Source organism: Clostridium sp. AF19-22AC, from assembly GCF_003479085.1.
GTDB lineage: Bacteria > Bacillota > Clostridia > Lachnospirales > Lachnospiraceae > Faecalicatena_A > Faecalicatena_A orotica.
This window is the reverse complement of record NZ_QUGN01000006.1, coordinates 142,238-158,710: the sequence shown is the minus strand read 5'-3', so window position 1 is coordinate 158,710 and position 16,473 is coordinate 142,238. Positions and strand designations below refer to the sequence as shown.

General features: G+C 45.2%; 15 protein-coding genes. 2 read left to right on the top strand and 13 right to left on the bottom strand.

Annotated features, from left to right (window positions below; genetic code table 11):
- Positions 1–157: 157 nt before the first annotated feature.
- From DWX43_RS09205 to nudC, 3 genes are all read right to left on the bottom strand, one after another.
- Positions 158–1,012 carry a YitT family protein gene (locus DWX43_RS09205; RefSeq protein WP_109731016.1) on the bottom strand — a complete coding sequence of 285 codons (855 nt, stop codon included), beginning with the start codon at positions 1,010–1,012 and terminating at the stop codon, positions 158–160.
- A 184-nt stretch (positions 1,013–1,196) separates the two neighbouring features.
- Entirely contained in the window at positions 1,197–1,619 is a 423-nt protein-coding gene (locus tag DWX43_RS09200; RefSeq protein WP_109731015.1) for a hemerythrin family protein, read from the bottom strand.
- 12 nt (positions 1,620–1,631) lie between these two features.
- A complete protein-coding gene (gene nudC, locus DWX43_RS09195) occupies positions 1,632–2,468 on the bottom strand; it encodes an NAD(+) diphosphatase (RefSeq protein ID WP_109731014.1) in 837 nt (278 codons plus the stop codon).
- Positions 2,469–2,648: 180 nt separating this feature from the next.
- Here nudC and DWX43_RS09190 point away from each other — a divergent pair, with 180 nt between their 5' ends.
- Positions 2,649–3,581 (top strand): D-2-hydroxyacid dehydrogenase, encoded by a 933-nt coding sequence (locus DWX43_RS09190; RefSeq protein ID WP_118620095.1) that lies wholly within the window; start codon positions 2,649–2,651, stop codon positions 3,579–3,581.
- On the opposite strand, the gene DWX43_RS09185 is transcribed toward DWX43_RS09190, so the two are convergent.
- Positions 3,562–4,041, bottom strand: a complete 480-nt coding sequence (locus DWX43_RS09185; protein WP_109731012.1) for a signal peptidase II — start codon at positions 4,039–4,041, stop codon at positions 3,562–3,564. The genes DWX43_RS09190 and DWX43_RS09185 overlap by 20 nt on opposite strands.
- A gap of 10 nt (positions 4,042–4,051) precedes the next feature.
- A complete protein-coding gene (locus tag DWX43_RS09180) occupies positions 4,052–4,804 on the bottom strand; it encodes a hypothetical protein (RefSeq protein ID WP_109731122.1) in 753 nt (250 codons plus the stop codon).
- Between the two features lie 218 nt (positions 4,805–5,022).
- Between DWX43_RS09180 and DWX43_RS09175 the strand changes: the two genes are divergently transcribed.
- Positions 5,023–6,726 carry a S8 family peptidase gene (locus tag DWX43_RS09175; protein WP_118620094.1) on the top strand — a complete coding sequence of 568 codons (1,704 nt, stop codon included), beginning with the start codon at positions 5,023–5,025 and terminating at the stop codon, positions 6,724–6,726.
- Positions 6,727–6,756: 30 nt separating this feature from the next.
- On the opposite strand, the gene DWX43_RS09170 is transcribed toward DWX43_RS09175, so the two are convergent.
- From DWX43_RS09170 to DWX43_RS09135, 8 genes are all read right to left on the bottom strand, one after another.
- Complete coding sequence (locus DWX43_RS09170) at positions 6,757–8,028, bottom strand: cation:proton antiporter (protein ID WP_118620093.1); 1,272 nt, start codon at positions 8,026–8,028, stop codon at positions 6,757–6,759.
- Between the two features lie 165 nt (positions 8,029–8,193).
- Entirely contained in the window at positions 8,194–9,666 is a 1,473-nt protein-coding gene (gene clpX / locus DWX43_RS09165) for an ATP-dependent Clp protease ATP-binding subunit ClpX (RefSeq protein ID WP_109731009.1), read from the bottom strand.
- A gap of 97 nt (positions 9,667–9,763) precedes the next feature.
- Entirely contained in the window at positions 9,764–11,725 is a 1,962-nt protein-coding gene (gene ligA, locus DWX43_RS09160; protein WP_118620092.1) for an NAD-dependent DNA ligase LigA, read from the bottom strand.
- 20 nt (positions 11,726–11,745) lie between these two features.
- A complete protein-coding gene (gene rluF, locus DWX43_RS09155; protein WP_109731007.1) occupies positions 11,746–12,516 on the bottom strand; it encodes a 23S rRNA pseudouridine(2604) synthase RluF in 771 nt (256 codons plus the stop codon).
- Positions 12,500–13,669, bottom strand: a complete 1,170-nt coding sequence (locus DWX43_RS09150; RefSeq protein WP_109731006.1) for a DHHW family protein — start codon at positions 13,667–13,669, stop codon at positions 12,500–12,502. The genes rluF and DWX43_RS09150 overlap by 17 nt, the downstream gene beginning before the upstream one ends.
- Positions 13,670–13,677: 8 nt before the next feature.
- Positions 13,678–15,090 carry an MBOAT family O-acyltransferase gene (locus DWX43_RS09145; protein ID WP_109731005.1) on the bottom strand — a complete coding sequence of 471 codons (1,413 nt, stop codon included), beginning with the start codon at positions 15,088–15,090 and terminating at the stop codon, positions 13,678–13,680.
- 23 nt (positions 15,091–15,113) lie between these two features.
- Positions 15,114–15,617: a DUF4358 domain-containing protein gene (locus tag DWX43_RS09140; RefSeq protein ID WP_243099283.1), complete on the bottom strand. Its 504-nt coding sequence runs from the start codon at positions 15,615–15,617 to the stop codon at positions 15,114–15,116.
- Entirely contained in the window at positions 15,614–16,390 is a 777-nt protein-coding gene (locus DWX43_RS09135) for a GDSL-type esterase/lipase family protein (RefSeq protein WP_330582238.1), read from the bottom strand. The genes DWX43_RS09140 and DWX43_RS09135 overlap by 4 nt, the downstream gene beginning before the upstream one ends.
- Positions 16,391–16,473 lie beyond the last annotated feature (83 nt).

Sequence of the window (16,473 nt, the reverse complement as noted above, 5' to 3'; positions counted from 1 at the left end):
TAGTTTTATTCCGTCAATTGATATACATTATATTTCATTTGGGATTGTAAAAGATTTGATAGTAATACTCATAACGAAATACATCGTCCGACTGGTTACCGGACGATGTATTCTTAAAAATTTAGAAGTAACACTAATAGAAGCAACGGAAAAGTTTCTATTCTTCCTTGAACCCTTCCCCCACAACCTCGTTAGATTCCATGATGACCGTGAATGCTGAAGGATCAACCTCCCGTACCATCTTGCGGATGGTATACATCTGCTTATTGTTGCAGGCACACATAACCACCTCTTTTTCAATTCCTGAATAACTGCCGCGTCCTTTCAGAAGGGTAGACCCCCTGCCGGAATACTTGTCTATCTTGTCAGCCACTTCCTGTCCTTTTTCCGTTACGATCAGAGTCATCTTTCCGGAATCAATACCGTACATAATCTTATCAATAACAAGGGTCAGCAGATAGGTAATAATAAATCCATAAATCGTCCCATCCACATCTTTAAAGATTGCCCCGCCGATAGCTACAATAATCGCATCTGTTATGAATACGATTCTCCCTAATGTAAGGTGCGGACGCTTCACCTTGATTGCAACCGTAATGAAATCCATCCCCCCTGTGGAAGAGTTGTTCATGAAGATCAGTGCATATCCGAGCCCTGAAAAAATACCGGTACAGATAGCAGCCAGCATCCTGTCACCGGAATATACAGGCAGAAGCGGCACTACATAGTCAATGATCAGGGATGTAATAATAACCGACCTTACCGACCGGATGAAGAACTCCTTCCCAAGAGTCTTGTAACACCCAATCGCGATCGGCACATTTAGAAGCATGGTCACCCAGCCAATCGGAAGTCCGAATAAATGATAGAAAATCAGGGCAATACCTGAAATTCCGGCCAGTGGAAATGACGCGTTTGCCGCAAAATTGTAAATACCGATACCGATCAGAATGCCTCCGGCCACGTCAATCATAATATCATACGCAAGTTTTTTTATGTTCGTTTTTTTCATCTGTCTCACCTCTCTGAATCATAGTTTTCCCCAATTAAGCACAAAAAAGAACACCTACAAATTATAAATTATAATTCGCATGTGCTCTTCTATCCTTTAGTCTAATCTAATTCCGTTCTTTTGTCAACACCCGCAAAAGGAATTTCTTTTCCAATACAAGAGTTACCGCTTACGCACCTTCTATCTACAGTCTTTCGCCGTCTTCGCGCATAAACTTGTACTCTGCAACAGATGTATCAAACCCTTTGATATGTCTGTACAGCCATTCAATCACGTTCTTATTCACCTGCTCAACAAATGCTGCTGATGGTCCTTCTTCTTCCTCGAGCATCTCGTAGAGTTCTTTTACGACTATTCTGAGCTTTTCATGCTCTTCTTTATGTTTCTCAATCCCCGGATACTCAATCTCAGCCTGAAGTTTTTCTTCCTCACCGAAATGGAATTCTGTGTAGTCAGCCAGAAAATCCAGCGTCTTGATCGCTGCTACTTTTCCCTCGCCGGTCTCACAACTGTCCAGCAGCTTATTGATCTTGTCAATCAGCTCCTTGTGCTGTGCGTCGATCATTTCATTTCCTGTTACCAAAGATTCATCAAATTCTGCTCTCATATTACGTTCCTCCTATACCTCTCCATTTTTAAATTTCATAATCATCTCGTTTGTCAGGCTGTCCCGGGATGGTTCCACAGGGATATCTTCCCGCTCAAACCACTCGGCGAGTGCAAGCTCTTCCTCGTCCAGCGTAATGCTGTCTTCCCCGTCCAGATCGCAATAGAACCCCATAAGTAACGTATCGCTGAAGGACCACGGCTGGCTCTTATAGTAACGTATGTTCTTTACCTTCAGGCCGACCTCCTCCATGACTTCCCGCTTAACCGTCTCTTCCACCGTCTCACCGATCTCGACAAATCCGGCAAGCAGTGCGTACTTCTTATAAGTTCTGCCTGCATACTTTGACATCAGTATCCTGTTACCATCCGTCACTCCGATAATCGTAGCCGGACAGATCTTCGGATACTCCATATTATGGCACTCTTCACAATAGAGCATCCGCTCCTTTGTATCTTTCTTCATCATCGTACCACAGTGCCCACAATATCTGTGGTTCTTGTACCAGGTATAAAGCTGGTATCCGGTGATGCCCGCGAACGCACGGTACTGTGGTTCACCTGCCCTGAAGAGCTCTGTATTTTCCATCGTAAAAGGCGACAGGCGCTCCCGGTTTATCTCTTCGACCAGATAATAGCGCTCATTGTCTATGGAAAATAAATATGTATAATCCTCATAAATCTCTTCATTTAAATGCTCCAGATCTGCAAACGTCGGGTATTCGATCCCTTCTGCGGTCTTCTTCATTAGTACGGTATGGTCTTCATAATACAGCGCGATACTGTCTTTCTCGGGAGGCAGAGGCCTGTACTCGTTCCTATACTCGTGTGGTGCTATGTCCTGAATCATGTTTTCTCCCTGCTTTCATAAATTCCTCTTCCATCATACCACACTTTCATATGGACTTAAATATAAAAATAGAGATTCCACCGGATACATCATGTTGACATTTACTCTGGACTAATAAATAATAGAGATATTAATAATGTATTCTATTACAATTATTTTAGTATATGAAGGGAGTCTTATATGAAAATCGTATTTCTGGATGCAAAAACAATTGGGGAAGATATTGACCTTTCCCGCTATGACGGGCTCGGTCAAGTTGTTAAATACCCCTTTACCTCCGCTGCAGAAGTTCCTGAGAGAGTCACCGATGCCGATGTACTCGTGGTCAACAAAATACAGATTAATGAGGAAACCATCCACACGGCCCGGAACCTGAAGCTGGTCTGCGTCACTGCCACGGGCACTAATAATCTGGACAAGGACTATCTGGAAAAAAGAGGCATTGCCTGGCGCAATGTAGCCGGCTATTCTACGGAGTCAGTCGCACAGCATACCTTTGCCATGCTCTTCTATCTGATGGAAAAGCTCCGCTATTATGACGACTATGTAAAAAGCGGGCGGTATGCGGGTGATACCGACTTCTCTCATTTCGGGGAACACTTCCATGAACTGCATGGCATGACCTGGGGCATCATCGGGCTCGGCAATATCGGGCGCAGGGTAGCTGACATTGCCAGCCTCTTCGGCGCAAAAATCATCTATTACTCACCGTCAGGCGCCGCACCGCAGGAAGGTTATCAGCAGACAGATCTTGACACACTGCTGTCCTCCTCTGATATTGTATCTGTCCATGCCCCTCTGAATGAACATACTAACGGTCTTATGAATCAGTCAGCATTTCAAAAAATGCAGCCGCATGCCATCTTCCTGAATCTTGGCCGTGGCCAGATTGTATTAGAAGACGCGCTTGCCGCTGCATTAAATAAAAATCAGATCGCTGCTGCCGGTCTGGATGTGCTCTCAGAGGAACCGATGTCAAAGCACAGTCCTCTCCTTCAGATCCAGGACAGCAAAAAACTCTTTATCACACCCCACATCGGCTGGGCGAGTGTGGAATCACGCACCCGGCTTATGGATATCATTGCGGGCCAGATCAGTTCTTTCTTTTCTTAACATGGAACAGCGAGGACAAAACCATTAAAATACTGCCCCCGAGGATGAAAAAATCACCGAGATTATACGTAATTTCTGTGATTTTTTTCCATTTGGTACGAAAACCCACGTAATCAATCACATATCCGCGGATCCACCTGTCAAATATATTACTCCATGCCCCCGCTGTCATCAGTGAGAGTCCCGCCTTTTTCAGGAAATGCTTTTTCCGCATCAGAGTGATCAGCTGGTAAATCGTAAGGAGCATTGCTACTACCGTGGATGACACCTTTACAAACTCAGGTTCATTCTCCAGCAGGTTCAGGCACATTCCCTTGTTATACTCCTTGCGCAGGATCACTTTCCCGCCTCCAAAAGTACGTTCCTCCCCACGTTTCATGTAACCTTCCACATATGATTTCGCAGCGATATCAATCAGAGTCAAACAGAGGGTCAGACTCATAATAACCAGGATAGCCATAAAATCCCCCCTAATCTTCCATCATCTGTTTTACTTTTTCCTCGGCCTCTTCCGCCATCTTCTTAGCAGATTCTGCAAAGTCCGCTGTCTTATCTTTCACCAGATCGGCCGCGTCTGCCGTTTTGTCCCGCATCATATCCGCTGCATCAGACGCTTTTTCTTTTATTGTTTCAGCCGCATCTGCCGTCTTTTCTTTTATCGTTTCAGCCGCATCTGCTGTCTTTTCCTTCACAGTCTCTGCTGCATCTGCCGTCTTTTCCTTCACAGTCTCTGCTGCATTGGCTGTCTTTTCTTTGACAGTCTCTGCTGCATCCTCTGCCTTATCTTTGACAGTCTCCGCCACATCTTCAGCTTTTTCCTTCACTGCATCGGCATAATCTGCTGTCTCCTGCGCTGCTTTCTCAGGAGCTTTTGCTCCACAGTACGGACAGTAAGCCATGTCCCTTGCCACAGACTTTCCGCATCCGTCACAGGTCACATCGCCTTTCACATCGGAAATCTGCTGCTCATACTTTCCAATACTCTCCTCCCTGTTCTGGATCGCTTCGCAGATACCGATTGCCTCCGCATCTACGACTTCCCCTTCTTTATAATGGTCATATACCATCTTTCCCAGATCCATATAATCTCTCTCATTGCCGCGTTCCAGTGTCCTGATCTGATTCTTCAGGCGCTGTACCTCAACTGCCTCACCCGCTTTATTTGTCACTGTCTCCGCAGTCTCACCAATCTTTCTCCCCAAGTCTTCAAAAAATGATTTCATGTCTGTCAGTCTCCCTTCGTATTTGAATCCGTTATCTTTCCGGATTATAGTCCGGAAACACAATGCAGCGATTCCTTATTTATATACATTATACCCCATAAATGCACAACTTCAACCGATTTTCTTTTATTTAATATTAATATAATAACTTGCCAGCGGGTTATAATTCCAGATGTACCATACATATATTGTTTATAAAAAATGATAGGAAAACAATTATGGATCCTGCTATATGCAAAGAACGTATCTTATCCGAAGACTATCGTGATTTTATTATTTCTAAAACCCGCCCTCTTAATATTGGAGAAATTCCTCCTGATCAGCTGTGCGAACAGGAGGCAGACTTCGATTACCGCTGTATATATCTTCCGAAATTCCTTGCTGACCCGCTCAATCTCGACCGCTTTTTTTATACATCAATCCCAAAATGTTATACTCTTTTAAGCATGGACGCAATGAACCAGGCAGGTATTCTGCCAATACAAAATTATCCAACGCTCCAATTGAAAGGAAATAATGTCATGATCGGCTTTGTCGATACTGGCATCGATTATACAAGCCCCCTTTTCCGCAATTTAGACGGCAACACCCGCATTGCCGGAATCTGGGATCAGACAATCCAAACCGGTATTCCCCCAGAAGACTTTGTCTACGGTTCAGAGTATACAAGAGAAATGATCGACCAGGCATTGAGATCAGATGCTCCAAAATCCATTGTCCCATCGGAAGATATAAATGGCCACGGAACCTTTGTCGCCAGCCTGGCGGCCGGAAGCGGAGAACCCGCAGAACAATTTATCGGTGCCGCCCCCGAATCAACATTGGCAGTTGTCAAACTGAAGCCTGCCAAGCAATACCTGCGCGATTTCTATTACATACCCGACACTGCCCCCTGTTTTCAGGAAACCGATATCCTACTCGCCCTCAAATATCTGAGTGACCTTGCAGCACGCAATAACATGCCTCTGGTCATGTGTACCGCAGTGGGTACTAATATGGGCGGACATATCGGTGTTCTGCCGCTCTCTACTATTTTTGAATATTATGGCACTTCAACGAACCGGATTCCGGTTATCGGCGTCGGTAATGAAGCAGACCAGCGCCATCACTACTCACATACCCTCCGGGACGGCTCCCCTACGGATACAGTCGAAATAAGGGTGGGAGAAAATGTAACCGGTTTTACAATGGAACTATGGACGGAAATCCCTAATATCCTCTCAATATCGCTTATCTCACCTACCGGGGAAGCCACACCGACAGTCCCGCTCCAGACTTCGGCTTCCTCTGTCCTTGATTTTATACTTGACAGGACCCGGGTCACTGTTGATTATCGGATCATCGTTGAGAGAAGCACCTCCGAACTGATCTATTTCCGGTTCAGTACGCCTATGGCCGGTATCTGGAAACTGATCGTAGAACCTGTACGCGTAATCAACGGACTTTTCCACATCTGGCTGCCGGTGAAAGAATTTTTGAGTGGTGAAGTTTATTTCCTGCAGCCTGACCCATACTATACCCTGACGAATCCTGCAAATACCATAAGTACGATTGTTGTATCTTATTATGATGGAAGTAATAACAGTATTGCCCTCAGTTCGGGCAGGGGCTACACGCGGAATGAACGGATAAATCCGGATATTACCGCCCCCGGCATCAATGTAAAGGGAGCGCTTCCCGGCGGGCGCTTTGCCGTGCGTTCAGGCTCCAGTATTTCAACCGCCATCACTGCAGGCGCCGCCGCCCTTCTCATGGAATGGATCATCTACCAGATCGGCACCCCGGGAATCGACTCCTATCAGATTAAAAGCCTGTTTATACTGGGAGCCATGCGGCCAGGATTCATGACATACCCCAACCGGGAATGGGGGTACGGGCAGCTCAATGTTTATAATATTTTCGAAGAAATACGCAGTATATAAAACGTCCTGAAAATAACGAAGGACGCCTTATCAGCGTCCTTCTCCACGTATTTCATTTGCATTTTCATAATAGCTTGTAACCATCTCGCTCTCAGGAACCAGCTGCTCCTGTGCGGGTGCTGTTCCCGGCCTGAACACGACTTTTAAAAATACCGGCGTAATGATTGTCGTGATTACTACCACAATAATAATCGGACCGAGAAATGCCGTTCCCAGCAGCCCCAGGCTCGCTCCCTTGCTTGCAACGATCAATGCGACCTCACCTCTTGAGATCATTCCCACACCAATACGTTTCGCCTGATAGTTCTGGTATTTACACATTTTAGCACCTAAGCCGCACCCGACAACCTTCGTCAGGATTGCCACGATTGTCAGGACAACCGCGAATCCGACGATCGATCCGGACATTTCAGGCAGCACAACTTTCAGACCAATGCTGGCAAAAAATACCGGTGATACGAGCAGATATGAGATCGTATCAAACTTACTCTGTAAATAATCGGACCGCCTTACATTGGAAATGATCAGTCCTGCGATAAAAGCACCCGTAATATCTGCCACACCAAAGACTTCCTCTGCAATATAAGACATCAGCAGGCAGAATACAAACGCAATGATTGTATGGCGGTGCAGCTCTTTTTTCGCTGTATCCACCCAGTTTTTATATAAACGGTAGAAAATAAATCCGACCACCCCGGCAAACACAAAAAATCCGGCAATCTTCAGCATGACTGTCCCAAGCTTTACGGAAGAATCCGCCAGACTTGTCACAACCGTCAGTGCGATAATACCGAGAATATCATCTATAATTGCAGCCCCCAGAATTGCATTGCCAGAACGTGTCTTCAGCTTGCCAAGCTCCTTTAGGGTCTCAACCGTAATACTTACAGATGTCGCTGTCAGAATAACCCCGATAAATATATTCTGCAGGAATACGCTTGCATCTGCATCTGAAACGATCATTCCCGGTTTATTGAAGAAATATGCCGCCGCAAAACCACCCACAAGAGGTACGATGACACCACAGAGGGCGATGACAAAGGAAGCCTTTCCGCTTGCTTTCAGTTCTTTAATATCGGTTTCCATACCGGCACAGAACATCAGTACAATGACTCCGATCTCCGCAATTTCATGGATAAATGACGTCTCACTCAAGATTCCAAACCCTGCCGGTCCTAGAATCAGACCCGCCAGAAGCGCCCCGACGACCTGCGGCATCTGGACCCTCTTCGTCAAAAGGCCCAACACTTTCGTGAATAACAAAATAATTGCCAAATCTAACAAATAACTGTAGCTGCTCATAATTATTTTCCTCACATTTCTTACTCTCATCAACTCGAACAGATACAAGAATACACCTTTTGTATAAGATTTTCAAGCATTTTACGACTATTTTTATGTGTTTTCTACATAATAAAAGAAAAAAAGACAAGCAGATAATTCCGCCTGTCTCTTTGCCATATTTGCTTAACTCAATCTTGGGATCGCCTGTTGTCCGCGAAGCTGTATAATCGGCCCTCCGGTTCCCTCTATATATGCCCTCGTAATGGTAACCTGACCTATATTATCATCCTTTGGTATCTCATACATGATGTCCAGCATGAATTCTTCTATGATCGCACGCAGTGCTCTGGCACCGGTATCTTTCTTCATTGCTTTCTCCGCAATTGCTTCGAGTGATCCGTCGTCAAATTCCAGATTCACCTCATCGAGCGCAAGAAGTTTCTTATACTGCTTAAGGATTGCATTTCTTGGTTCCTTCAGGATCTTCACAAGCATGTCTTTATCAAGCCCTTTCAGGGTAAAGATAATCGGCAGTCTTCCAATGAATTCAGGTATCATGCCGAAGGTTCTCAGATCTTCTACCGTTACTTTGGAAAGAATCTCCTTGTCATGCTCATATTTATCCTTTAACTCTGCATTGAATCCCATCGATGTCTTGTGAGAAAGTCTCTCTTTAATAATCTCTTCCAGATCCGGGAATGCACCCCCGCAGATGAACAGGATATTCTTCGTATTAACCGTCGTAAGAGGCACCATCGCATTCTTGCTGTTTGCACCCACCGGCACTTCCACTTCGCTTCCCTCCAGAAGCTTCAGAAGCCCCTGCTGCACAGACTCACCGCTGACATCACGCTGGCTGGAGTTCTTCTTCTTCGCAATCTTATCGATCTCATCGATAAAGATAATCCCCTGTTCCGCCTTTTCCACATCATTGTCTGCAGCAGCAAGCAGCTTGGAAACAACACTTTCTATGTCATCGCCTATGTATCCCGCTTCCGTAAGGGAAGTCGCGTCCGTAATGGCAAGCGGCACATCCAGAAGCTTTGCAAGAGTCTTAACCAGATATGTCTTACCGCTTCCTGTCGGCCCGATCATCAGCATATTGGACTTCTCTATCTCTATATCATCCATCGTATCTGTAGCCACACGCTTGTAATGATTATAAACCGCTACAGACATCGCCTTCTTGGCATACTCCTGTCCTACCACATATTCATCCAGCTGTGCCTTGATCTTATGCGGGGCCGGGATATTGTTAATATCAAGCTTACGGAACTCTTTTGGTTTTTCTTTTTTCTTCTTGATCTTCTGACTCTTCGGGGTCATGTTCTCGAGATCAGACATATTCATAAATTGAATCCCCGGTGTATTAAACAGCTTCGTATAATCGATGGAACCATTCGTCATTGCATCAAAACTCTTCTGCATACAGTCAGAGCAGACTGTAATATTATTCGGAAGATCGATCATCTTGCCGGCAACACTCTCCGGACGGTGACAGATCAGACAGTATTTCTCATATCCGTCGTCATCCTTGTCCGCTTTCTCCTGCGTTACTACAGAATGTCCCTTCTTCTCGTCTGCCACATCGACATCATATTCATCCTTTTTCTCATTTTCCAGTTCATCTATAATTATAAAATCTTTATCTGACATAATTCTCCCTTCTTTCAATAACAAATTATGTCTTACATTATAACTCAGAATATCGTTATATACAAATGAAGTTTTTCTAAAGCCGCTGACAGGGAGATTAATTCCCCTCCAGCAGTTTCAGGAAATCTTCCTCCGATATGATCGGGATCCCAAGGTCTCTTGCTTTTTTATTTTTAGACGAGGTGGACTGCACATCGTTGTTGATCAGGTAGTTTGTCTTTGATGTGACCGATCCGGTTACTTTGCCGCCCTTTGATTCGATGAGTTCCTTTACTTCGCTGCGGTTGGCAAAGTGCTCCACGCTTCCCGTGATTACAAAGTTCATGTTCTGGAATATCTGTTCTTCTTTCTCTACTTCTTCTTTCGGGATGTTAACCTCTTTCAAGAGCTTTTCAAAGATTTTACGGTGTTTTTCATCCGCAAAGTAATCGACGAATGTTTTCGCAATAACTCCCCCCACCCCGGAGATTTCGTTTAGCTCTTCTATGGTTGCACTGTACAGTCTGTCCACATTATAATCAAGGGCCCGGCATATGACTTTTGCGTTTGCAAGCCCTATGTTTGCAATACCTAGACTATAGACCAGTTTCGGGAGGGTCGTTGTTCTTGAGTTTTCCACACTGTTAATCAAATTTACATAGGATTTTTCACCAAATCCTTCCATTGTTTTGATTTCTTCCTCATAACGGTCCAGATGGAAGATGTCTGCAAAGTCTTTGATGTATCCCCTTACGATAAACTTTTCAAGGGTTGCCTCGGAAAGCCCCTCTATATTCAATGCATCACGGCTGACGAACAGGGCGAAAGATTTGATCTGTTTTGCCTGGCACTCAGGGTTTGTACAGTATAAAGTCTTTGTGTCATTCTCCATCGAAATCTTTGTCGCGCCTCCGCAGACCGGACAGGCACATGGTATGTCTTTTACTCCGCTGCGCGTCAGGTTTTCTGCGATCTGGGGGATGATCATGTTCGCCTTGTATACCTGAATCTTGTCGCCGGCTCCCAGCTCCAGTTCCTCCATAATACTGATATTATGGACACTCGCACGGCTGACAGTTGTCCCCTCCAGCTCGACCGGGTCAAAGATCGCGACGGGATTGATGAGTCCTGTACGCGACGGGCTCCACTCGATCTCCTCAAGCGTGGTCTCTTTTATTTCATCGGCCCATTTAAACGCATAGGAATCACGCGGGAACTTGGCCGTCGTTCCCAATGACTGCCCGTATGCGATGTCATCATAAATCAGTACGAGGCCGTCGGAAGGGAAGTCATTACCGGCTATTTCCCCTGCAAACCACTCAACTTCTTTTTCTATTGTATCTGCTGTTACCATGTGGTGCTCAACTACTTCGAACCCCTGCCGTCCCAGCCATTCAAGCTGTTCATAGCGGGAGTTTTTAAAGTCCGCCCCTTCTGCACTCACAAGCGTAAATGCAAAGAAACACACATTTCTCTTTGCGGTGATTTCATTATTCAACTGACGGACGGAACCGCTGCACAGGTTACGTGGATTTTTATACTTTGCGTCTACATCCTCAATCTCTGCATTGATCTTTTCGAAATCCTTATATCCAATGACAGCCTCTCCGCGCAGGATCAGTTCTCCTTTAAACGGAATATGAAGGGGCAGGTTTTTGAACACCCGTGCATTATTCGTAATGACCTCTCCCACCTCGCCATTTCCTCTTGTAACAGCTTTCGAAAGCGTCCCGTCCTGATAAGTCAGCACGATTGTCAGTCCGTCCAGTTTCCATGAAATAACGGCCTTTTGATCCCTTAGGAAATCTTTAAGCTGTTCTACTTCTTTTGTTTTATCCAGTGACAGCATAGGCCTTTCATGGCGTTCCTTCGGGAGTTCACTCAGCACCTCGTAGCCTACATTAATGGTAGGACTGGATGCAAGAGTCGTTCCCAATTCCTGTTCCAGTCCCAGTAATTCATCATATAATTTATCATATTCAAAGTTGCTCATGATTTCCGTGTCTTCCTGCTCATATGCACGGCGCGCATGATTCAGAAGCTCCACCAGCTCCTGCATTCTTTTATTCTTGTCTGCCATATATACTCTCCTGCCTGTTCTTAATCTCTTCCATCTATCACCGTTTCACTGGATGAGTCCTTGATCTGCTCATAGAGTTCATTCAGTTCCCGGTCGGTCAGCTTCCGGTATTCCCCTTCTCTTAGCCTTCCCAATTCTATGTTCATGATTCGCGTTCTCACAAGATCTTTCACCTGGTATCCGAGTGCCTCGCACATCCTTCTGATCTGTCTGTTAAGCCCCTGCGTAAGAATAATCGTAAATGTATACTTTCCGATCTTCTTTACGGTACACGGCCTCGTCACAGTATCCAGAATCGGAACTCCATTGGACATCTTTTCGATAAATGCCGGTGTCAGTTCTTTGTCCACGGTCACTTTGTACTCTTTCTCATGCCGGTTGCCCGCACGCATCATTTTATTAATGATATCGCCGTTATTAGTCATAAGAAGCAGGCCTCTGGAGTCCTTGTCCAGACGGCCCACGTACGTAATCCTGACCGGGTAATTCAGAAACCGGATAATGCTGCTGCGTTCCCTGCGCTCTTCTGTACAGACAATCCCCTTCGGTTTATTCACCGCAAGCACGACCATCTCTTCACTGCGGGACACGGTCTTTCGCCCGACCTTCACGGTCTGCCCCGGGGACACCTTCATCCCCATATCCGCCCGTTTCCCGTCAACGCTCACCTGTCCGCTTTCGATCAGCCTGTCTGCCTCCCGTCTGGAGCAGACGCCTGCCTCGCTTAAATATTTATTCAGCCTTACTGGCTCCTTTTTCTCTGTAAACTCCTGTTTAATCCGATTGCTCACTGCTCAGTACTCCGCTTATATTATTGTCCTGGAAAAAAGTATTGCCGTTGTAAAGGAATAAAACATCCGTAATGTTATATGTATCCATCACATCCTGTATATTCCCTGTATAGTATCTTGGATCCAGCATGACGATTTCCCTGAAGTAAGGAGTCAGAAACGGAACAAAACTGTTGGCGTAGGAATCCTTTACCACCAGAAGCCGTTTCTGTCCCGGCGCCAGTGTTTTAATGTCGATAAGAGACGTATTGCCGCCAAGGAAAACTGCGTATTTATCCCTTGTTTTCAGCATATCTGCCTCATAAAGCGTCGTCTCCTTCACCTGCTCATCCACATAATTCACGATGACATCATTATCCGCATCCTTCGGCACATAGATGTCAATCTCTTCTTTTTCACCCATCCTGCACCCGCTCTTTGCCGCCAGTGTCCCGTTAAAATCTGTGGCTACCGGGTAGGAAACGAAGGAACTGGATACATCTGTACTGATTCCCAGCGTCGGTGCTGCTTCCTGAAAAGTATAAAAAGCACCAAGCGTGGTCCAGTGATGATCTGTCTTATAGTATATCTTTTCTTCCTTATGCTTATTCATTGCCTGTACGGCATCGATCCACTGTACAGAACTGCCCAGTTCCTTTTTTACCTGGCTGATGCATGCATTCTGGTCTGCAACGGACGCAAGCGAAGGCAGTCTGCTGCTTAACACACTTGCCGCATCCGGTACAAGAATCATGCTGACCGGAATATCATCGTAAGATTCCGCAAAGTTCTTAATTGCATCAACATTACTTTTTAAAGAGTCTTGTTCAGGCACAGCTATATCTTCCAAAAGCTGCCCCTTTTTCCCGATGAATACGCCGTTCTCTTCCTTGCTGCCACCGATCCGGTTCAGTGTGACTTTCAATTTCCTAAGGAAATTACGTCCTATAAACTGGTCCGCCTGATAGCTCTCGTACTGTTTCATATAACTGCCTGAAACCAGACCACTTACCGTCATTTTCGGCCTTTCTGTCAGCATTCTATTCTCTTCTGTAGATTTCTTTTTCGAAGGATACAAAAGATTTGCCGCAATCAATACAAGCAGGCAGATTATAAATGCCTTACCAACAAAGCTTTCCGGCCATCTTTTCTTTTTTCTCTTATTATTGTTCATATTCCCACCTAGAATCTAAAGTATAAAAATGGATTGAATGTCTCTGTCACGAGATATGCCACCGAAATCAGAAATATACTAATGTAGACTACTCCTGCAGCCACTTTTCTGATCCGGGCGCTGTTAAACCCACCAATTATCTGCTTTAAGAGGTTTAATCCAAGGGCAGAAGACCCGAGAATTGCAATCAGGTAAAGCAGCCAGTGTGTAAACACGTAGAACAGTGCCTGTTTGTCGGCAAACGCACTCGCCCCGGCGCCGAACATCACTCCGATATAATTGAATGCATACCCAAGGCTCGGACTAAAGAAGAACACCCACCCGATGAGAACGAATACCATCGAATAAATATGCTTTGCAGCTGAAGGGAGCCGCTCCAGCTTCCTGCCCCACACAAACTTCTCCAGCACAAGCAGTATACCGTAGTAAAGTCCCCAGAAAAGGAAGTTCCATGCCGCCCCGTGCCATAACCCTGTCAGCATCCATACAACAAGCAGATTCATGATCTGTCTGGACTGTGTGCATCTGTTGCCTCCCAGCGGTATGTACACATATTCCCGAAACCATGTGCTTAAGGATATATGCCACCTTCTCCAGAATTCGGTGATACTGGTAGAAATGTACGGATAATCAAAGTTTTTCCGGAATTCGAAACCAAACATTTTCCCGAGCCCGATAGCCATATCCGAGTATCCACTGAAGTCAAAATAGATCTGGAATGCATAGGAGATACAACCGACCCATGCAGTTAAAACGGAAAAGCTTCCCATCTGCAGACTAGCGATCTGCTCATAAATCTGGCCGATAGAGTTGGCCAGAATCACTTTCTTCGCCAGACCGATAATAAAATATTCAGCACCAAGGCCAAACTTCCTCATGGAAAGCACCCTGTTCTTAAGCTGCGCTTCGATATCGACGTAACGTACAATCGGACCTGCTATCAGCTGTGGAAACATACTGATATACAGAGCAAAATACAGAATATTTTTCTGGCTTTTCGCCTCTCCCCTGTAAACATCTATGATGTATGACATTGCCTGAAATGTATAGAACGAAATCCCTATCGGCAGCGGCAGGTCCCTGTAAGGAATATCAACAGGCAGCACCGCATTCAGACTGTCCAGCAGGAATCCGTAATACTTGAAAAATCCCAGCAAAAGCAGATTCACCACTACCGCAAATATCAGGCTTCTGCGCATCTTCCGGGGATCATCCCGCTTATCTTCAATGTCCAGACCGCAGATATAATTCAGCAGTATGGACAGAACCATCAAAACAATATAGATCGGCTCGCCCCATGCGTAGAAAATCAGGCTGGCAATCAGCATGATTACGTTTCTGAACTTTTGAGGGACGATATAATACAATGCCATTGTAACCGGCAGAAACACAAATAAAAAAGTAACACTGCTAAATAACATCTTTTAGCTTCCTCTCCCCGTATTTAAAGACTCTTTGCAAAGGCATCCTTGTAGGCTTCTGCCTTAGGAGCAATGGCCAGGAAAAGGTATTTTCCCCGCACAGACAGCTGCGCCTGCTCAAGCAGCTTTACCTGCTCAGGCGCATACCCCTCAAAATCATTCTTCCTGTTCTCAATTCTCTTCTGGACCGCATCTCTTACGTGCTGCATCTGCCCGTCATTCTTCACCTTAATCAGAAGGACTTCCTCTGTCGACATACTTTTCTGTGAACTGTAAAGCATAACACCGTCATAGTCCGCACTGTTAAGCCCGTAGTAACGCTTAAGGCCCTGAACATCCACTTTCGTGAGATTTTCCGTATCAAGGGACGACTCAACAGCCTTTTCAATCTTATCGAACGACTTGGTGCTGCCACTCGTATAAATCATAAGGACGACGATATAAGCAATGATCATCACCAATACGAAGTATTTCAGTATCATATTCTTTCCGGGTCCACGCCTCTGTATATTTTTCTCCTGCATCATAATGCGGCCACCTCCGCCATCCGGTTCAGCCAGTAAGGATAGAATTCCGCCTTAAAATGCACACCATCCTCTTCATAATCACTATCTGAAGCCAGATCTGTATTGTCAATAAAGGCGATCTGTCTCTTGTCACAGAGTTCACGCAAAACTTCATTATAATCGGCCAGCTTTTCATAAACCGGCTGCCTCTCTATCTCCTGATCCTGAACCGGGAAAATCGAATTCACAAACAGCTTCGTGTCCGGGAGCTTCTTTTGCAGCTCCTTCAACAGGGCGTCATACTGCTTCACGAACTCATCTGTATTCCCGTTTGTCGCGATAATATCATTCATACCGTATGACAGGAAAATCACCTGCGGATTCAGCTTCTCCACCTTAGCCACCTGGTCATCCAACTCATCCAATTCCACACCGATCTTCGCAATCACACTTGAGGCGTTCAGAATATCATACTCTGTAAATGCCTCTGAGATAGAGTCTCCCATAATCACGGCGTTTGCGAATATCGCTTTATAGTTTCTGTCTGTATCCTCATCTTCCTTGTCTTTCTCCTTGTTGTCCGCCTTATCCTTCTCCTCCAGCTTCTCAATCTTATTCTCTATCGCAGTCACATCTGCTTTCTTAGCCTGCTTTATAATCTTGAGTCCCTCCGAAGTATCAACCTTCCCGCGGGACAGGCTGCTGATTCCTTCTGCAATCAAAATTCCAAGGATCAGAATGCCTACAGCTATACAGCAGTATTTAGCCACTTTATGTTTCTTTTTCTTCATCATCCGTATTTAAGACCTCTCCTGCAAAATACCTTCATTATTTATAACATAGTAAATATACATTTTATCATACTTTTTTTGCCTGC